Origin of the sequence: Mesorhizobium sp. M2E.F.Ca.ET.209.01.1.1, assembly GCF_004010375.2 — a bacterium.
Taxonomy (GTDB): Bacteria; Pseudomonadota; Alphaproteobacteria; order Rhizobiales; family Rhizobiaceae; genus Mesorhizobium.
Window position 1 is genome coordinate 1 of sequence record NZ_SADP02000038.1, and the last position, 17,463, is coordinate 17,463.

Annotated in this window: 18 protein-coding genes and 1 pseudogene; 5 read left to right on the forward strand and 14 right to left on the reverse strand. The window is 62.6% G+C overall.

Annotated features, from left to right (window positions below):
- The coding region (locus EN852_RS33970; RefSeq protein WP_135879559.1) for an integrase core domain-containing protein at window positions 1-132 on the forward strand (132 nt) is incomplete at its 5' end.
- Here EN852_RS33970 and EN852_RS33975 read toward each other — a convergent pair.
- The 5 genes from EN852_RS33975 to EN852_RS33990 form a co-directional block, all read right to left on the reverse strand.
- Window positions 129-1,139: an endonuclease/exonuclease/phosphatase family protein gene (locus tag EN852_RS33975; RefSeq protein ID WP_127880116.1), complete on the reverse strand. Its 1,011-nt coding sequence runs from the start codon at window positions 1,137-1,139 to the stop codon at window positions 129-131. The two genes, EN852_RS33970 and EN852_RS33975, sit on opposite strands and share 4 nt — an antisense overlap.
- A 216-nt stretch (window positions 1,140-1,355) precedes the next feature.
- Window positions 1,356-2,816 carry an AMP nucleosidase gene (locus tag EN852_RS33980; RefSeq protein ID WP_246694481.1) on the reverse strand — a complete coding sequence of 487 codons (1,461 nt, stop codon included), beginning with the start codon at window positions 2,814-2,816 and terminating at the stop codon, window positions 1,356-1,358.
- 169 nt (window positions 2,817-2,985) lie between these two features.
- On the reverse strand, window positions 2,986-3,189 hold the full coding sequence (locus tag EN852_RS33985) for a hypothetical protein (RefSeq protein WP_127306839.1): 204 nt from the start codon (window positions 3,187-3,189) through the stop codon (window positions 2,986-2,988).
- A 66-nt stretch (window positions 3,190-3,255) separates the two neighbouring features.
- Window positions 3,256-3,390, reverse strand: coding sequence for a hypothetical protein (locus tag EN852_RS43275; RefSeq protein ID WP_281407818.1), 135 nt, complete (start codon window positions 3,388-3,390; stop codon window positions 3,256-3,258).
- Window positions 3,391-3,586: 196 nt separating this feature from the next.
- Window positions 3,587-3,928 carry a DUF2147 domain-containing protein gene (locus EN852_RS33990; protein ID WP_127867208.1) on the reverse strand — a complete coding sequence of 114 codons (342 nt, stop codon included), beginning with the start codon at window positions 3,926-3,928 and terminating at the stop codon, window positions 3,587-3,589.
- 439 nt (window positions 3,929-4,367) lie between these two features.
- On the opposite strand from EN852_RS33990, the gene EN852_RS33995 reads away from it, so the two are divergent.
- Together EN852_RS33995 and EN852_RS34000 are read left to right on the forward strand one after the other, a co-directional pair.
- On the forward strand, window positions 4,368-4,634 hold the full coding sequence (locus tag EN852_RS33995) for a sel1 repeat family protein (RefSeq protein WP_042639605.1): 267 nt from the start codon (window positions 4,368-4,370) through the stop codon (window positions 4,632-4,634).
- A gap of 366 nt (window positions 4,635-5,000) precedes the next feature.
- Window positions 5,001-6,122: an ABC transporter substrate-binding protein gene (locus EN852_RS34000; RefSeq protein ID WP_127880105.1), complete on the forward strand. Its 1,122-nt coding sequence runs from the start codon at window positions 5,001-5,003 to the stop codon at window positions 6,120-6,122.
- A 151-nt stretch (window positions 6,123-6,273) separates the two neighbouring features.
- Here the strand turns inward: EN852_RS34000 and EN852_RS34005 are convergent, their stop codons facing one another.
- The 7 genes from EN852_RS34005 to EN852_RS34040 all read right to left on the reverse strand — a co-directional run bounded on the left by EN852_RS34005 (window position 6,274) and on the right by EN852_RS34040 (window position 13,733).
- Window positions 6,274-8,238, reverse strand: coding sequence for an acetyl/propionyl/methylcrotonyl-CoA carboxylase subunit alpha (locus EN852_RS34005; RefSeq protein ID WP_127880106.1), 1,965 nt, complete (start codon window positions 8,236-8,238; stop codon window positions 6,274-6,276).
- A gap of 319 nt (window positions 8,239-8,557) precedes the next feature.
- On the reverse strand, window positions 8,558-9,085 hold the full coding sequence (locus EN852_RS34015; RefSeq protein WP_127880108.1) for an O-acetyl-ADP-ribose deacetylase: 528 nt from the start codon (window positions 9,083-9,085) through the stop codon (window positions 8,558-8,560).
- A gap of 2 nt (window positions 9,086-9,087) precedes the next feature.
- A complete protein-coding gene (locus tag EN852_RS34020; protein WP_127880109.1) occupies window positions 9,088-10,695 on the reverse strand; it encodes a carboxyl transferase domain-containing protein in 1,608 nt (535 codons plus the stop codon).
- A 3-nt stretch (window positions 10,696-10,698) separates the two neighbouring features.
- The gene (locus EN852_RS34025; protein ID WP_127880110.1) at window positions 10,699-11,352 is read right to left on the reverse strand and encodes a hypothetical protein; all 654 of its coding nucleotides are present in this window, start codon (window positions 11,350-11,352) and stop codon (window positions 10,699-10,701) included.
- Between the two features lie 5 nt (window positions 11,353-11,357).
- The gene (locus EN852_RS34030) at window positions 11,358-12,521 is read right to left on the reverse strand and encodes an isovaleryl-CoA dehydrogenase (RefSeq protein WP_127880111.1); all 1,164 of its coding nucleotides are present in this window, start codon (window positions 12,519-12,521) and stop codon (window positions 11,358-11,360) included.
- Window positions 12,522-12,569: 48 nt separating this feature from the next.
- The gene (locus tag EN852_RS34035) at window positions 12,570-13,217 is read right to left on the reverse strand and encodes a TetR/AcrR family transcriptional regulator (RefSeq protein WP_127880112.1); all 648 of its coding nucleotides are present in this window, start codon (window positions 13,215-13,217) and stop codon (window positions 12,570-12,572) included.
- A gap of 234 nt (window positions 13,218-13,451) precedes the next feature.
- Complete coding sequence (locus tag EN852_RS34040) at window positions 13,452-13,733, reverse strand: acylphosphatase (RefSeq protein WP_127880113.1); 282 nt, start codon at window positions 13,731-13,733, stop codon at window positions 13,452-13,454.
- Window positions 13,734-13,882: 149 nt separating this feature from the next.
- Between EN852_RS34040 and EN852_RS34045 the strand changes: the two genes are divergently transcribed.
- A complete protein-coding gene (locus EN852_RS34045) occupies window positions 13,883-14,371 on the forward strand; it encodes a MarR family transcriptional regulator (protein WP_127880114.1) in 489 nt (162 codons plus the stop codon).
- A gap of 42 nt (window positions 14,372-14,413) precedes the next feature.
- Here EN852_RS34045 and EN852_RS34050 read toward each other — a convergent pair whose 3' ends face one another.
- On the reverse strand, window positions 14,414-15,526 hold the full coding sequence (locus tag EN852_RS34050) for a pyridoxal phosphate-dependent aminotransferase (RefSeq protein ID WP_127880115.1): 1,113 nt from the start codon (window positions 15,524-15,526) through the stop codon (window positions 14,414-14,416).
- A gap of 315 nt (window positions 15,527-15,841) precedes the next feature.
- Between EN852_RS34050 and EN852_RS34055 the strand changes: the two are divergent.
- A pseudogene (locus EN852_RS34055) lies at window positions 15,842-16,073 on the forward strand (sulfotransferase); the annotation flags it as partial.
- A 146-nt stretch (window positions 16,074-16,219) separates the two neighbouring features.
- On the opposite strand, the gene EN852_RS34060 reads toward EN852_RS34055, so the two are convergent.
- The gene (locus tag EN852_RS34060) at window positions 16,220-17,407 is read right to left on the reverse strand and encodes a porin (protein WP_095766919.1); all 1,188 of its coding nucleotides are present in this window, start codon (window positions 17,405-17,407) and stop codon (window positions 16,220-16,222) included.
- Window positions 17,408-17,463 lie beyond the last annotated feature (56 nt).

The following is a 17,463-nucleotide window of genomic DNA, read 5'->3' on the forward strand; positions in this document are numbered from 1 at the left end:
GAGCGCACTGCGGAGCTGCCGCGATGGCTTCACCGCTACAATTGGCATAGGCCACACGGCAGCTTAAAATCAAAACCACCTATCAGCCGCCTCGGACTGACCAAGGACAACCTATTGAGGCTCCACATCTAGCTACGCGGCTTGTTCAAGAGACCATTCGCCGCCAGCGCCGACTTGTGTTCGTCCTCGGGCGGGTCGCTTGCGGGCGGCAGGGTGAATTCGACCAGCACCGGCAGATGGTCGGAGCCCGTGTCTTCCAGGCGGGCCGACGAGAGGATCGTCACCCCGCCCTTGCTGAACACCTGGTCGATCGGCAGGCCGGCATAGCGGCGCAGGAAGTCCGGCAACTTGCGGTGGATCCAGGTCGGGCCGGCCGAGGGCATCAGCGTCATGCCGCTGAGCCGCGCCACCCGCCGCACCGCCGCGCTCCACGGCACCGCATTGCAGTCGCCGGCCATGATGGCGGTTTCGCCGAGCGCTGCCAGCGGCTCCGCCAGCTCGCCGATCTGCCAGTGCTGCTCCTTCGGCCACGGCCAGCTCAGATGGATCGCGGCGACGTCAACCGGAACGCCGTTGAAATCGATCGCGGCGGTTGCCATCGCCCCGCGCGGCTCGCAACGCGGCGCGGTGCCGGCGGCGAACGGACGGCGCGACAGCAGCGCCACGCCGAATATGCCGTTGGGATAGTCGCACAGGATGCGATAGGGATAGGCGCCGGCAATATAGCTGAGCTCTTTCGCCCACATGCCGGACACTTCGTCGAGCGTGATGACGTCCGGATTGGTCCGGCCGATCAGCGACAGCACCTTCTTCGGCGTCGGGTTGTTGAAGCGCAGGTTCATCTGCAGCAGGCTGTAGACGATCCGGTCGGCAGGCTTCGCGACCGCTTGTTGCGTCGACCATCTAGGCAGCGCGCTCGTGGTCGTGGCGAGGCAGGCAATGGCGAAGACCAGCGCCGCGACGGCCTGCAGCCGATAGGGGCCGGCAAGCAGCGGCAGCGCGAGCAGTACCGTCAGCACGCTCAGATGTATGCGGAAATGCGAGAAGGAATCGAAGGCCGGATGCAGCGTGCCGAAGAACCCGGCCAGCAGCGCGGCCGAGAATGCCGTCATCGCCAGGAATGTCAGCTGAACCATCATGCTCAAGCGTGCACCGCCCGTTGTCATCTGCTCCGACCGCCCAGCTATTTCGCCGTGAAGCGGCGAAATAGCTGTCCCTTTGTTCCGACGCAATTTCGGGCGGAAAACCGCCGCGCACTTTTCCAGAAATTGCTCCACGCTATCCGTCCGGATTGCTTATCGGCCAAATTGCGGCTCGCGCAAGACGACCGATTGCCTCGCCGGTTTCGGCGGCGCTTACTGGAATGCCGTTTCCGAGAAACTTCTGAGCTTGCGCGAATGCAGCCGCTCCATCGGCATTTCGGCAAGCTTCTCCATCGCCTTGATACCGATGGTGAGATGCTGCGCCACCTGCCGCTTGTAGAACTCGGTCGCCATGCCGGGGAGCTTCAGTTCGCCATGGAGCGGCTTGTCGGAGACGCATAGCAGCGTGCCGTAAGGCACGCGGAAGCGGAAGCCGTTGGCGGCGATGGTGGCCGATTCCATGTCGAGCGCGATGGCGCGCGACTGCGACAGGCGCTGCACCGGTCCGCGCTGGTCGCGCAGTTCCCAGTTGCGGTTGTCGATGGTAGCGACGGTGCCGGTGCGCATGATGCGCTTGAGGTCGTAGCCGGAAAGGCCGGTGACTTCGGCGACCGCCTCCTGCAGCGCCACCTGGATCTCGGCCAGCGGCGGGATCGGCACCCAGACCGGCAAATCGTCGTCCAGCACATGGTCCTCGCGCACATAGGCATGCGCCAGAACATAATCACCAAGCGCCTGCGTGTTGCGCAGGCCCGCGCAATGGCCGAGCATGACCCAGGCATGCGGGCGAAGCACCGCGATATGGTCGGTGATCGTCTTGGCGTTTGAGGGGCCGACGCCGATATTGACCATGGTGATGCCGCCATGGCCTGGCTTCTTCAAGTGATAGGCAGGCATTTGCGGCAGGCGCTGCGGCGGCATGCCTTCGCTCGGCGCTCCGGCTCCCGCCTTGGTCACGACATTGCCCGGTTCGACGAACTCACCGTAGCCGCCACCACCATTCTCCATCAATTCGCGGGCCCGCGCCACGAACTCGTCGATATAGAACTGGTAGTTGGTGAACAGCACGAAATTCTGGAAGTGCTGCGGGCTGGTCGCCGTGTAATGCGTCATGCGGTGCAGCGAATAGTCGATGCGCTGCGCGGTGAACGGCGCCAGTGGCCGCGGCTCGCCGAACGCCACCTCGAACGTGCCGTTGGCGATCTGGTCGTCGGTGCCGTCGAGGTCCGGCACGTCGAACAGGTCGCGGATCGGCCGCTTGATGCGCTCGGCGGCGGCGCCGTCGACATAGGTGCCTTCCAGGAAGGCGAAATGCAGTGGAATGGGCGTCGTCGATTCCGACACCGACACCGTCACGCCGTGGTTGCGCATGATGAGGCGAAGCTGCTCGATGAGGTAGTTCTCGAACAGTTGCGGCTGGGTGATGGTGGTGGCGAAATGCCCGGGCGTCGGCATATGGCCATAGGCCTGGCGCGAGTCGACCTGGCTGAACGAGGTCGTGGTGACGCCGATCTGCGGATAGAAGGCCCGGTAGCGCTTGCTCTCGTCACCACCCGCGGCAAGGGCTGCGAAGGCATCGCGCAGGAATTTGGTGTTGCGGTCGTAGAGCGCCTGCAGCGCCGCGACGGCCTTTTTGGCGTCGTGGAAGTCCTGCGCGCCGAAGGGCTCCGGCATGACGACCGATTCGATGGCTTGGGGGTAGATTCGCTTTTCCATGTCTCAATATAGAGATTTGGAACAGCGGTTGGGAGGGGAAAGCGGGGCCGCGGGAGCCGACAGCGTCGATTTTCTTCGGATGTGTTTAAGGCGCGCTGGCTACGAGCCGGTCGCGCCATCCGACACTCTATAGAGCTTGCCCGCGCTGCAGGCTGACCAGCAGCACAAAGCCGACGCTCCTGTTCTTGTTCGCCGGCGCTTCGATCCGGTGGCCGGTGTCGGCGCGCATCATCGGCACCGCCAGCACTGGGGCGGCGAGCAGCATGAGGATGAGCGTCGCCCGCGGCAGCAGCCGGAGAATCTTCGTTGTGGTGGCGGCGATGCGGTTCATTTTCGTGGTGTCCCGATTTTCAATGTGGTCGATCTTCAACTTTGTCGCTTCAGCGCGTCACTTGGTTCACGGAGCCGAGAATGAAACCACGGGCCGTTCCCACAAGCGGGCCGAGTGGCTGCCCTCGGCCACCAGGATGGCGAAGAACATGCCGAACAGGCTCATCAGCAGGCAGACGATGGTGAAGCGACGGGCAAGCATTTCTCTCTCCTTCAATGCGGGAGAGAATGCCAAAAAGCCTCTGAACCGGTTCTGAGACCTGCATTCATCTGCGGTTCAAATTGATTGACGAGGTCTCGAGCCACCGCGGTGACAAGGCCGTTCGGCGGAGCGCCTGCCGCTGCAAAAGAAAACGGGGCCGCTCGGGCCCCGTCTCGGATGACACCAAAAGGTCAGTTTACAGCTTGTGCCAGGTCTGGCTCTTGCAGATCAGGCCGCCGAGCACACAGCCGCTCATCTTCAGCGAAGTGCCCGAGAGCGTCGCCTTGCCGGAATAGGTCTTGTCGTTCGCCGGATCGGTGATGCTGCCGGCATATTTGTTGTCGCCAGTCGCCTTCAGCGAACCGATCGTCTTGCCCGCATATTTGCCGGTTGTGAGTGTAATGGAGAAGGAGCCGCTGCCGCCGATCGCCGCGGTGTCGCCGGCTTGCGTCTTCCAGTTGCCTTCGATCGGGTCCGCCAGCGCAGCGCCGGCCATGATCATAGTGGCCGCGAGGGCCAGGCTCGTCTTTCGAAACATCTTGTCCTCCTCCCAATGGGCATGCGGCGGGCTCCGGTCCGCCTTCCAGTCCCTTACGCAAAGGTAAAGCTAATCCAGCTCCCGCCAAAACGAAAGCGGTGCCGCCACGGAAGGTTGCTAGGTTTTTCGCTTCGCGGATGGCCGAAAATAAACGGGACCCGAAAAACGCTTCGGTTCCCGTGGTTAGCGAAGTCTTGATTCCGCTCTCGCCAATTTTCATCGAATTTGACGCAAAATGGCTGAAACGCTGGATTCCCATGCTTAACGAATTTCAGCGTTTACCTCTTGTTTTAGCTTTGTTTTCTTCAAATTAAGCAAGCCATTTAACGACGGATTCAAGGCCAGGCTTCATCCTCGAAAGCATCGAAAGAGCGGCCCGCCCCGAGGGAAATCAAGGGACAGAAGGAGGCAGCTCTCGGGAGCCAGACAGGGGATTGAAATGGCACGTTTTGAAATGCTTGAAGACGGCTTCGGCGCCATGGGGGCAACTGCCCAGGCCGACATTCTTTTCGAACTGGGCATGATGTATGCGACCGGCCGCGATTGCGAGACCGACGTCGTTGCCGCCCACAAATGGTTCAACATCGCCGCGATCAAGGGTTCGGTCCGCGCCGCCGAGCTGCGCTCGGAACTGTCGGCCACCATGTCGAAGGTGGAGATCGCCATGGCGCTGCGCGAAGCCCGCGAATGGATGACGATGCACTGATCCTGCGGACTTAGGTCCGAAGGATTAAGAGACAAGGCCGCGAAAGACGGCCCGGCCCACAAGACCAAGAACGCGGCAGGCCAATAAAGGCAAAGCCGTGCGACTAAACAGGGAAGCGAGCGGGTTTCAGGCGCGGGGGCGTCCGGGGAGCTCGACTGCAAAAGCCGCGACCGACCGAAACAAGGTCGGCGCGGCTTTTTGCATTACGCTTGGTAATCACGCGCTTGGCCCAAGAAATCCTCGGCGGAATGAACCAAAACCGGCCTTGCTGTCCTCTCGACAGTTTCGGGGAAGAGTGAAATTGTCCCGGCTCTGTGAAAGAAGCGCGGCCATGCCGCCGCGCACTAGTGGAGGAGTTCTATCGTCATGAAAAAATTGGGTATTTTGAGCGCGGCTGCATTTGGTCTGATGATGAGCGCCCCGGTTGCCTTCGCCGACGACATCACCATTTCGGTGGTCGGCCCGATGACCGGCCAGCTCGCCACCATCGGTGACCAGTTCAAGCAGGGCGCGCAGGCCGCCGCCGACGCCATCAACGCCGCCGGCGGCGTCAACGGCTCGCAGATCAAGCTCGACATCGAGGACGACCAGTGCGATCCGAAGCAGGCGGTTTCGGTCGCCAACCGCATCGTCGCCAACGGCGTCAAGTTCGTCGACGGCCATGCATGCTCGGGCTCGAGCATTCCGGCCTCGGCCGTCTATGCCGAGGCCGGCACGCTGATGATGAGCCCGGCCTCGTCCAACCCGGTGCTGACCGATGCCGCGGCGAAGTCCGGCTGGCCGACCATCATGCGCCTTTACACGCGCGACGACGCGCAGGGCGCCTTCATCGGCCCGTGGATCGCCAAGAAGTACGCTGGCAAGAACGTCGTCGTCCTCCACGACAAGAGCGCCTATGGCCAGGGCGTTGCCGACGCCGTCAAGGCGACGATGAATGCCGGCGGCCTCAAGGAGGTCGACTATGAAGGCATCAATGCCGGCGAGAAGGACTATTCGGCCCTCGTCACCAAGCTGAAGGAACTCAAGGCCGACGTCGTCTATTTCGGCGGCTACCACCCCGAGGCGGGTCTCATCCTGCGCCAGGCGGCCGAGCAGAACGTCAAGTTCCAGCTGATCATGCCGGACTCGATCGCCTCGCCGGAATTCTGGCAGGTCGCCGGTCCGGCCGGTGAAGGCACCATGTTCGTCTTCCCGTCGGACCCGCAGGCCAAGCCCGAAGCCAAGGACGCGGTCGCCAAGATCAAGGCCGGCGGCTTCACCCCGGAAGGCTTCACGCTGTTCTCCTATGCCGTGATCCAAGCCGTCGCCGAAGGCGTCAAGCGCGCCGGCACCGACGATCCGGCCAAGGTCGCCGAGGCGCTGAAGGATGGCAAGCCGATCAGCACCGTCGTCGGCGATGTCATCTTCGACGAGAAGGGCGACCTCAAGAACGCCAGCTACGACATCAACCAGTGGCACGACGGCAAATACGCGCCGATCCAGCAGTAAGTCGGTATTGTTTGTGCGAAGGTGGCCGGGCTCGTCCCGGCCATTTTCGTTTTGAGCAATTCCAGGAAAAGTGTGAGCGGTTTTCCGTCAGGAATTGCGTCAAAACAAAGAGATAGAGCGGTTCGCCGTTTCCGTGAAACGGTGAAACGCTCTAGCCCTGGCCGTCCTCCGCGAACCGCACCAGCACGGTGCCGTCGCTGACCTGCGCTCCCTCGGCCGCGATTTCGGCGATCACCCCATCATGCGGGGCGGCGATCAAGTGCTCCATCTTCATCGCCTCGAGGATCAGAAGCGGCTGGCCCTTGATCACCGCATCGCCGGCCGCGGCCCGCACCAGCTTGACCAGCCCCGGCATCGGCGCGCGCAGGCTGCCCGAGGCAGCTCCCGCCTCGTCAGCCTTGGCGAGCGGGTCGGGAACCGTGAAGGTGTAGCCGACGGCGCCCTCGAAGACGGTGACGTGGCCGGGCCAGCGGGCCGTGTGCGGCATGGTCCTCAGATCATGCGTGTTCACCGCATCATGCGGCGCCTCCAGCGCCACCTGGAAACGCCCGTCCGGCCGTGCCGAAACCCTGGCCAGAATGTTCTCCTCGCCATGGCGCAGGCGGATGCGGCGCGCAAGCGTGTGGAAATGCGCGTAGCCTGAAAGCGTCGACCACGGATCGGCGGCCGCACCTGGCGCGCCGGCGTCGGTCGCGGCCAGCGCCGCGGCGGCGATCGTCTCGTCGCTCGGCGCGGGGATCGCGGTGAGCGCTTCCTGATGCCTGCCGATCAACCCGGTATCGACATCGCCCGCCGCGAAATCGGCGTCGGCCGCGAGCGCCGCCAGGAAGGCGGTGTTGACGGTTGAGCCCGCCACTTCCGTCCGCGCCAGCGTCTCGCGCAACGCGCCTAGCGCGGCGGTCCTGTCCTTGCCGTGCACCACCAGCTTGGCGATCATCGGATCATAGAAGGGCGAGATCGCATCGCCGGCGCGCACGCCGGTCTCGATGCGCATTGTGGCGCCTCCCGGCGGCGCGTCTGGGAATTTCAGATGATGCAGCGTGCCTGTCGCCGGCAGGAAGCCTTTCGCGGCGTCCTCGGCATAGAGGCGCGCCTCGAAAGCGTGGCCGGAAAGCGCGATCTCGCCTTGCGTCTTCGGCAGTTTTTCGCCGGACGCGACGCGCAACTGCCATTCGACAAGGTCTACGCCGGTGACCATTTCGGTGACCGGGTGCTCGACCTGCAGCCGCGTGTTCATCTCCATGAACCAGAAGCGGTCGGCTTTCAGTCCTTCCGAAGCATCGACGATGAACTCGATGGTGCCGGCGCCCGAATAGTTGATCGCCTTGGCGGCCTTCACGGCGGCCTCCGTCATCGCCTTGCGCAGCGCGGGCGTCATGCCCGGGGCAGGGGCTTCCTCGATCACCTTCTGGTGGCGGCGCTGCGCCGAGCAGTCGCGTTCGAAAAGATGCACGGCATTGCCGAAATTGTCGCCGAAGACCTGCACTTCGACATGGCGCGGCTTGTCGACATATTTTTCCACCAGCACGCGGTCGTCTCCGAACGCCGCTTTTGCTTCGCGGCGCGCGCCTGACAGCGCTTCGGAGAAATCGTCGGGGTGGTCGACGCGCCGCATGCCCTTGCCGCCGCCGCCGGCGCGCGCCTTGATCAGAACAGGGTAGCCGATTTCGCGCGCCTTGGAAGCGAGCAGCACAATCTCCTGCGCCTCGCCGTGATAGCCGGGTACGACAGGCACGCCGGCCGTCTCCATCAGCCGCTTGGCGGCATCCTTCAGTCCCATGGCGCGGATCGAGGCGGCGCTCGGACCGATGAAGACGAGGCCTGCCGCCGTCACCTGGTCGACGAAGCCCGGATTCTCCGACAGGAAGCCGTAGCAGGGATGGATCGCCTCTGCGCCGGTGGCGAGCGCCGCGGCAACGATCTTGTCGCCGCGCAGATAGCTTTCACCGACAGGCGAGGGGCCGATATGCACAGCCTCGTCGGCCATCTCGACATGCAAGGCGCGGGCGTCAGCGTCGGAATAGACGGCCACGGTGCGCACGCCGAGCTTCCGGGCGGTGCGGATGACCCGACAGGCGATCTCGCCGCGATTGGCGATCAGGATCTTGCCGAACATGGAACCTCCGCAGCCAGAGTATGCTTTGAGCGAGGTCGGCGTTCCTTCGCGCCCCCCCTCTGTCCTGCCGGACATCTCCCCCACTTGGGGGGAGATTGGCAGCTTTGGCGCTGTCGTCCTTTTTTCAACGATGGCGATTGGCGAAAGCCGGCGCGACGTCTGATCTCCCCCCTTGTGGGGGAGATGTCCGGCAGGACAGAGGGGGGCGCTGTCCCGCCGGCCCTCCGGACAGGCTTTCGCTCAACATTATGGACCACTCCCTTACCAAGGGAGTGCTCTACGGAGATCGTCGCTTGAGCAGTCTTTTTGGTCATCAAGGTCAGCTCTCCCCAATGGCGGCAACGACCCGTCGGTATAGCTCCGCCATGGCCTCATCGAAGCAGCAGAAAGTAACCATCTCCGGCACAGTATTTTGCCGCAGGAAGTCGTTCACAGCGCCGATGGCAATGCCGGTCGCAGAGTCCTTCGGATAGCCGTAGATACCGGTCGAGATCGCCGGAAACGCCACCGTCCGGCAATCATGGCCGAGTGCGACTTCGAGCGAGCGCCGATAGCACGAGGCGAGCAGCTCGGCCTCGCCCTGGCCGCCGCCTTGCCAGACCGGACCGACCGTGTGGATGACATAGCGCGCCGGCAGGCGGTAGCCCCTGGTCAGCTTGGCGTCGCCGGTCTTGCAGCCATGAAGCATGCGGCATTCGGCGACGAGCTCGGGTCCCGCCGCGCGATGGATGGCGCCATCGACGCCGCCGCCGCCGAGCAGCGACGAATTGGCGGCATTGACGATGGCGTCGACCGCAAGCCTGGTGATGTCGCCGGTGTGGATGCGGATCCGGTCGCTGATGCTCATCGTCACATCCTGAACACGCCGAACTTCGTTTCCTCGATGCCGGCATTGAGCGCGGCGGAGAGGCTGAGCGCCAGCACATCGCGGGTCTTGGCCGGATCGATGATGCCGTCGTCCCAGAGCCTTGCCGAGGAATAGAGCGGGTGGCCCTCGTGCTCGTATTTCATCAGGATCGGCTTTCTGAATTTCGCTTCCTCCTCGGCGCTCCACCCACCGCCCTTGCGCTCGATGCCTTCGCGCTTGACCATGGCGAGCACGGTTGCCGCCTGCTCGCCCCCCATCACCGAAATGCGCGCGTTCGGCCACATCCACAGGAAGCGGGGCGAATAGGCGCGGCCGCACATGCCGTAATTGCCGGCGCCGAACGAGCCGCCGATGATCACGGTGAGCTTCGGCACCTTCGCGGTGGCGACGGCCATCACCAGCTTGGCGCCGTCCTTGGCGATGCCGCCGGCCTCGTATTTCCTGCCCACCATGAAGCCGGTGATGTTCTGCAGGAAGACCAGCGGAATGCCGCGCTGGCAGCAGAGCTCGATGAAATGCGCGCCCTTCAGCGCGCTTTCGGAAAACAGCACGCCATTGTTGCCGAGAATGCCGATCGGCATGCCGTGCAGATGGGCGAAGCCCGTCACCAGGGTCGTGCCGTAGTTCTGCTTGAACTCGTCGAACTCCGAACCGTCGACGAGGCGGGCGATCACCTCGCGCACGTCATAGGGTTGGCGCAGGTCGGTCGGCACGACGCCATAGAGTTCCTGCGGATTGTAAAGCGGTTGAATCGGCTTCTGCAAATTGAGGCTTACGCCCTTGTTGCGATTCAAGTTCTTGACGATACGCCGGCAAATGGCCAAGGCGTGTTCATCATCCATGGCGTAGTGGTCGGCGACGCCGGAAAGCCTGGTATGGACATCGGCGCCGCCGAGCTCCTCGGCGCTAACATCCTCGCCGGTGGCCGCCTTCACCAGGGGCGGGCCGCCTAGAAAAATGGTCGCCTGGTTGCGCACCATGATCGTCTCGTCCGACATCGCCGGCACATAGGCGCCGCCCGCCGTACAGGAACCCATCACGCAGGCGATCTGTGGGATGCCGGCCGCCGACATATTGGCCTGGTTGTAGAAGATGCGGCCGAAATGCTCGCGGTCGGGGAAGACCTCGTCCTGGTTGGGCAGGTTGGCGCCGCCGCTGTCGACCAGATAGACGCAAGGCAAATTGTTCTGCAGCGCGATCTCCTGCGCCCTCAGATGCTTCTTCACCGTCAGCGGATAATAGGTGCCGCCCTTCACCGTCGCGTCGTTGACGACGATCATCACCTCGGTGCCTTCGACGCGGCCGATGCCGGTGATGATGCCGGCGGCGGGAATATCCTCGCCATACATCGACCAGGCCGCGAACTGCCCGACTTCGAGGAAGGGCGAGCCGGTGTCGAGCAATTGCGCCAGCCGCTCGCGCGGCAACAGCTTGCCGCGGCCTTGGTGGCGCTCACGCGCCTCATCCGAGCCGCCGCGCTCGATGTTTGCCGCTTTCTCGGCGATGTCGTCGACCAGCGCCCGCATGCGCTCGGCATTGGCGCGGAATGTGTCGGAGGAGGGGGAGATCTGGGTTTGCAGTGTGGCCATCGTTCAGAGCTCTAAGTGCTGGGATTGCAGAACCTTCCATTCAGCTCTGAAGGAGGACTCTGCATTCCCTCTCTCAAAAGATATGAGCGACAGGGTTATTTTATAATAGTAAATATAAGTATTTTCGAAAACATCTTTAAATTTTATCTTAGCAAACAAATATGAATCATCAAAGTTATCAAAGGTGTTGTCTTTAAAGTTATCGTGTATAATTTCACTAGTAAGATGTACTACAACGTGAGGTATTCTGACTTTTGTGCCTTCATTTGTCTGGATGTGGGATTTATTGAAATTTATTACGCTGCCTAGCATATAAAATGACACTCCTTTATCCACTTTGTATTCAAGCGTGGTTCCATTCCGTCCAATCGTAAAATTTATTGGCATGGATTTTAACAGTGCATCAAGATCCCAAGTAATTGATACGTCAAGCATTGGCCCCTGTCCGACATTCTCAATGTCAAGAAAGGTGTCGGTTTCCCCGTGCTGGAACGGGCTCTTTTGCTCAAACATTCGCCCTACCAAGACAGGGTGCGGTCGAACTGAGTTTTTGCTTTGCTTATGCATTTCACGGGCTGTCAGCCACGCCGCAATTCCAGCTGCTAGCGTGCCGGCAGTTCCTAGTGTTTGAAAAATCAACAGAGCACTGTCTTCCACGGATGCTAAACCCCCTCCGCCATGATCTCTCGGCCGATCAGCCAGCGGCGGATCTCGCTGGTGCCGGCGCCGATCTCGTAGAGCTTGGCGTCGCGCAGCAGCCGTCCCGTCGGGTAATCGTTGATATAGCCGTTGCCGCCGAGAAGCTGGATCGCGTCGAGCGCCATCTGCGTGGCCTTTTCGGCCGCGAAGAGCACGCAGCCGGCGGCGTCCTTGCGCGTGGTCTCGCCGCGGTCGCAGGCGGCCGCCACCGCATAGACGTAAGCCCGCGCGGCGTTCATCGTCGTGTACATGTCGGCGAGCTTGCCCTGCACCAGCTGGAACGTGCCGATCGGCTGGCCGAACTGCTTGCGCTCGTGCACGTAAGGCACGGCGACGTCGAGGCAGGCCGCCATCAGCCCGATCGGCCCGCCGGAAAGCACCGCGCGCTCATAGTCGAGCCCCGACATCAGCACCTCGACCCCGCGCCCTTCCTCATGCAGCACGTTCTCGAACGGCACCTCGACATTCTCGAAGACGAGCTCGCCGGTATTGGAGCCGCGCATGCCGAGCTTGTCGAGCTTCTGTGCCACCGAAAATCCAGCCATCGTCTTTTCGACGATGAAAGCGGTGATGCCGCGCGAGTGGCGCTCCGGATCGGTCTTCGCATAGACCACCATCGTTCCGGCGTCGGGGCCGTTGGTGATCCACATTTTCGAGCCGTTAAGAACATAGCGGTCGTTGCGCTTTTCGGCGCGCAGCCTGAGCGACACCACGTCGGAGCCGGCGCCGGGCTCCGACATCGCCAGCGCGCCGACGGTTTCGCCCGAGCAAAGGGCAGGCAGGTACTTCTCCTTCTGCGCCGGAGTGGCCCAGCGGTTGATCTGGTTGACGCAGAGATTCGAATGCGCGCCGTAGGAGAGGCCGACGGAGGCGGACGCGCGGGAGATTTCTTCCATTGCAACCACATGCGCGAGATAGCCCATGCCGCTGCCGCCGAAGTCCGGATCGGCGGTGATGCCGAGCAGGCCGAGCGCGCCGAGCTCGCCCCACAGATGCGTCGGGAATTCGTTGGAACGGTCGATCTCCGCCGCGATCGGCGCGATCCTGTCCTGGGCAAAGCGCCTCACGGTGTCGCGCAGCGCCTCGATATCGGAATCAAGTCCGAAGCTGAGTGTTTTCGTGTACATGCCGTTCCTCCCTGCGCACACCCCGGTCTTCGCGGGATCATGCCTGTATCAGAGTGCCACGGCGTCTCCGGCGCGGCCGGAAGGACGCGCGGTGCCATGGCTGATTGTCGCGCCGACCAGGCGCATTGTCATCGAAAGATATGATGCCGTGACTTCGGCGATCGACAGTCGTTCGCCCGGACGGAACCAGACGATGACGCCGGTCATCATCTGGATCAGCGCCATGGCGGTCAGGCCTGTATCGTCGAGCTCGAAAGCGCCGGCTTCGACGCCGTCGCGCAGGATCGTGCGCAGCTCCTTCTCATAGGCTGTGCGCATCCTGAGGATCTGTGTCAGTCTTTCATGCGACAGGCTGCGCAACTCCATGTTGGAGACATGGGTGGCGTGGCGCCGCTCGATGTGGAAGGCGATGTGGTTCTCGACATAGGCGGCAAGCCGGGTGACCGGATCGGCGCTCGCCGGCCGCGCCGCTTCCCAGGCCTTGAGCAGGCCTTCCATATGCTCTCGCATCAAGGTGAAAAGCAGATCTTCCTTGGTCGGGAAGTAGCGGTAGAGCGCTGCCGCCTGCACGCCGACCTCCGCCGCCAGCTGGCGCATCGACATCGCCTCGTAGCCCAGCCGCGCGATCAGGCTGACCGCCGCCTCACGGACGGCCGCCTCGGTCTTTTCCCCGTCTGAGCCTGTGGTGCGTGCCATATTCGCCTCCAACAGCACTAATAAAACGAACGTTCAATTAATTCAAGGTGGGAAGAGAGCAATTCCTCGCCCCCGCAAAGCGGGGGGAGAGGTGGCTCGGGCGAAGCCCGAGACGGAGCGGGGGTTGCGGCGCGGGCGGGTTTGTTCTGAAATTCATCAAGATTGCGCTGTTCCCCTCTCCGTCGCGGCTTCGCCGCGCCACCTCTCCCCACTGTCGTGGGGCGAGGAATGGCGCTAGACGATGTTCCTGAAATCCGCCGGCGCGTCGTCGCCCGCTTCCTCGATCTCGACCTTCGAGACGAGCGCGCCGCGCGGCCCCTGCCACAGGCGATCGATCATCGCCGTGACAGCGGCATCGGCGCCGGCAATCAGCGCCGTGACCGAGCCGTCGCGCTCGTTGCGGACCCAGCCTGTCAGCCCGAGACGCATGGCCTCGCCACGCGTCCAGACACGGTAGCTCACACCTTGCACCGTGCCGGAAACACGCGCCCGAACGGCTCTTTGCTTATCCTGCATCGTCCGCTCCAGTATCTTCCCCATCAATCTGGCGCACGAGGGGTCAAATGCAACCGGTTTGAGGGATAGGTGGCGCCGGCGGATTAAATAATTGACTCAGTCAACCAATGGGGAAATTATCGGAACGCAATGCCCCAAGGAGGCCCAGCATGCAGCACGAGGCCCTGGTCCATGAGATCCGTCGCTTCAACCGGTTCTATACCGGGCTGGTTGGGCTGCTCGATGCGACCTTGATGCAGAGCCCTTATACGCTGACCGAGGCTCGGGTGCTGTTCGAGCTCGGGCGCAAGTCCCGACCAGGTGGCGGACGGACTGGTCTGCTGGCACGCATGTTTCACCTCGATCTCGCGCCTGCGGTATCGGAGCTGGCCGGCGAACTGAACCTTGCCCCTGCCTATCTCACGAGGGTGCTTCGGAAGTTCGCCGCCATGGGGTTGGTTGAAATGCGCGACGACCCGGAGAACGGGCAGCCCGTTCTTGTGCTGACCAGGCGCGGCAAGGCCGCGCTGGTCGATCTCGAGGCGGCGACGAACCGCGATCTCGCCCGCCTGACCGCCAAGCTCGAGGACGAGCAAGCCGCTGAGCTTTCCGATGCGCTGAAGCGCGTGGCACGCCTGCTGGCAGCCGCGGGAATGTGAATCGCCCGATCTGCTCCCCGGGAAACAGGGGCCGGGGTTCGGTCAGTTCCCCCGCGCCGCCGCGAGCGCGCCCGGCAGTTCCTCGGCAAAGATGTCGAGCTCATGGTCGAGCCCGACGCTGACCCTTAGGCAGCGGTCGAGCCTTGGTGCCATCGGCTTGCGGATGAACACGTCGCGCGACAAGAGATTCTGCATCGCCTTCAGCGCGAAGGCGCCGTCGCGGCCGCAATCGATGGTGACGAAGTTGGTTGCCGACGGCAATGGCTTCAGGTCGTTCTGCCTGGCGATGGTCGAAATGCGCTCGCGGCCTGCCGCCACGCGCGCCACCACCGAGCGCAGGTAATCCTGGTCGGCAAGCGCCTCGACGCCGGCAATCTGCGCCATGCGGCTGACGCCGTAATGGTTGCGGATCTTCTCGAAGTCGCGGATCACCTCCGCTTCCGCAACCGCGTAGCCGCAGCGTATGCCAGCCAGGCCGTAGGCTTTGGAGAAGGTGCGCATGCGGATGACGTTCGGCCGCGCGATATCGATCGCCGGCAGCGCCGAGGCTGGGCCCAACTCACCATAGGCCTCGTCGAGCACCAGCATGGTGGTTTCCGGCAGCGCCTCGATGAAGCGGACGACATCCGGCGCCTCCCACCAGCTTCCCATCGGATTATCGGGATTGGAAAGGTAGACCAGCGGCGCTTTTTCGCTGACAACCTTGGCGAGGAGCCCGTCCAGATTCTCCTTGTCGTTGGCATAGGGCACCGTCACCAGCCGGCCGCCGACGCCGGCGATATGGAAATTGAAGGTGGGGTAGGCGCCAAGCGAGGTCACGACCGCGTCGCCCGGCGCGACATACATGCGCGCCACCAGGCCGAGCAGCCCATCGATGCCTTCGCCGACGACCACGTTTTCGACGGCCACGCCGTGATGCGCGGCCGCCGCCACCTTCAGCTCGTAATTGTCGGGGTCGCAATACATCCACTGGTCGCGCGCGACGGCTTCCATGCGGGCGATGACGCGCGGCGAAGGGCCGAAACTGCTTTCATTGGCGCCGATGCGGGCGCGAAAAGGCCGCCCGCGCTCGCGCTCCTGCGCCTCCGGCCCGACAAACGGCACAGTGGTGGGAAGCGCACCGATGATCGGGGTGAGGGAAGGGCGACGAAGCATGGCATTGGCTCGCTTGAGAAGGGGGGTTCTTGCTAGCGCGGGCGGGGAATGGGTGCAAGGTGGGTGAGACCGTGATGGCTTGCGGCGTGGCCCGGACCGGATTCCAACGCCTCTTTTTTGGTAGCGAGGTGTCATGAAAAATGGTCTGCCTCCTGCTTGGTCCAAGCACATCAAAGCCGGCCAGGCGAAACCTATTGGTGCAAGCCAGCCCCGTTCAAAATAAATTTGCTTGCGAGCGCGCAGGCCGACAACGTGCTGTTGAGGCAAGCCTATGCGCATCAGCAGGCCAAACGGCTGGAGGAGGCTCAGGACTTATCGTTGATTGAAGACCAAGGGGCGCAGTCACGGCGTCTCATCGATCATCTCGGGCTGCCTGCCCTGGAATGATGCCTGCCTCCGATTTTTTGACACGAACGGCTCAGTAAACACCTATAGCAATTGGCAGGTTCGCCAGCCGATCTACAAGTCGTCGGTCAAGCGATGGAAGAATTACGAAAGCGAGATCCAGCCCCTGATCGACGCTTTGGGAGATCTGGCCGACACCTGAGCTTAGCTTCAGTCGGCGGTTCAATGTCCGGCGGATCATGGCCGTCAGGAATTGAGTGCTGTCGTAACGGCCTGATTTAATGGCGCCCATTTACAAAAAACCCGGCGATCGCCCGCCGGGTTTCGATTTCGATCAGGCAACGCCTGTTAGAACGAGCGCTGGAAGCGGAGCAGACCGCCGACGCTGTTCTTCTTGTCGGCGCCGGTGAAGTTGACAACGTCGGCACCCGAAACCCAATCATCGAACTTGCCGAAGTGATCCCAATCGACTTCGGCCGTGACCGTAAAGCCGGGGACGATGTCGTAAGCGACGTTCGCGGCCACGCCGTAGTTCTTGTCCTCGTCACCCGACACCTGGAGGTTGAACGAGGTCTTCTCGTTAAACTTGTAGGTGCCACCGGCCCAGAATGCCCAGTTGCCGCCCCAGATCTTGTAGAAGCCGCGACCACCGGCCCCGATGGCATAGGTCGGGTCGTTGAGGTTGTCGTCGCTGCCATAGCCGAACATGCCGAACAGCGACAGTTCGTTGGTGACATTCACATCCAGGCGAACCTTGCCGGCGACTTCTTCATAGTTGCTGTCGTAAGCAACAACGCCGGTGATGGCGCCCCACCCTTGAGTCCACTTCACGCCGCCGACGACATGCGGAACGTAGCTGTCGATCGTGCCGACGACGCCCGAACCTTCTTCCAGCGAGACCACCGCCGAGAAGCCGTTGCCGGCGTCGAAATAGTACTGGACGACGTTGGTGTCGAAGTCGCCATAGGGGACGATCGTATCCTGGATGACGTTGCCGGCGTAGCCGATGAACGTATCGAAGGCCGATTCGTCCTTACCGACGCGGAGGCCACCGAGCTGGATCCATGCGAAGTTCAGCGAAACGTTCTTGTTGCCGGCAGGATTGCTGTTGAATTCATCCGCTGCCGTGGTCGGATCGTCTGCCGATGGGTAGCCGTTGCGGTTGCCGAAGTTGAAGCGGGTCTCGGTGTAGGTCTTCAACGTGCCGAGCTCTGTTTCCTGGCCGGTCCAGGTCTTCAGCGTGAAGCGGGTGTTCTTGTAGAAGGTGCTCTGCTCATCGCCGTCCTCATGGTCGAACGACTTGGCGCCGTCGAACGAGCCGACGTCGCCGACGCCGATGTCGTAACGGACATAACCGCCGACGCGCAGGCAGGTCTCGGTGCCGGGGATGTAGAAGTAGCCCGAGCCGTAGACGTCGCAGATCTTGACGTATTCAGCCGGTTCCGGCTCGGCGACGGTCACCGCGTCGGCGGCGCGGGCGCCCGAAACTGCGATCAGGGCCGCAGCTGAGCCGAGAAGAAGGCTCTTGATGTTCATTTTCTGACCTCCAGTCAGAATCGAACGCAAGCGATGTGGACTCTCGGCCAAAATTA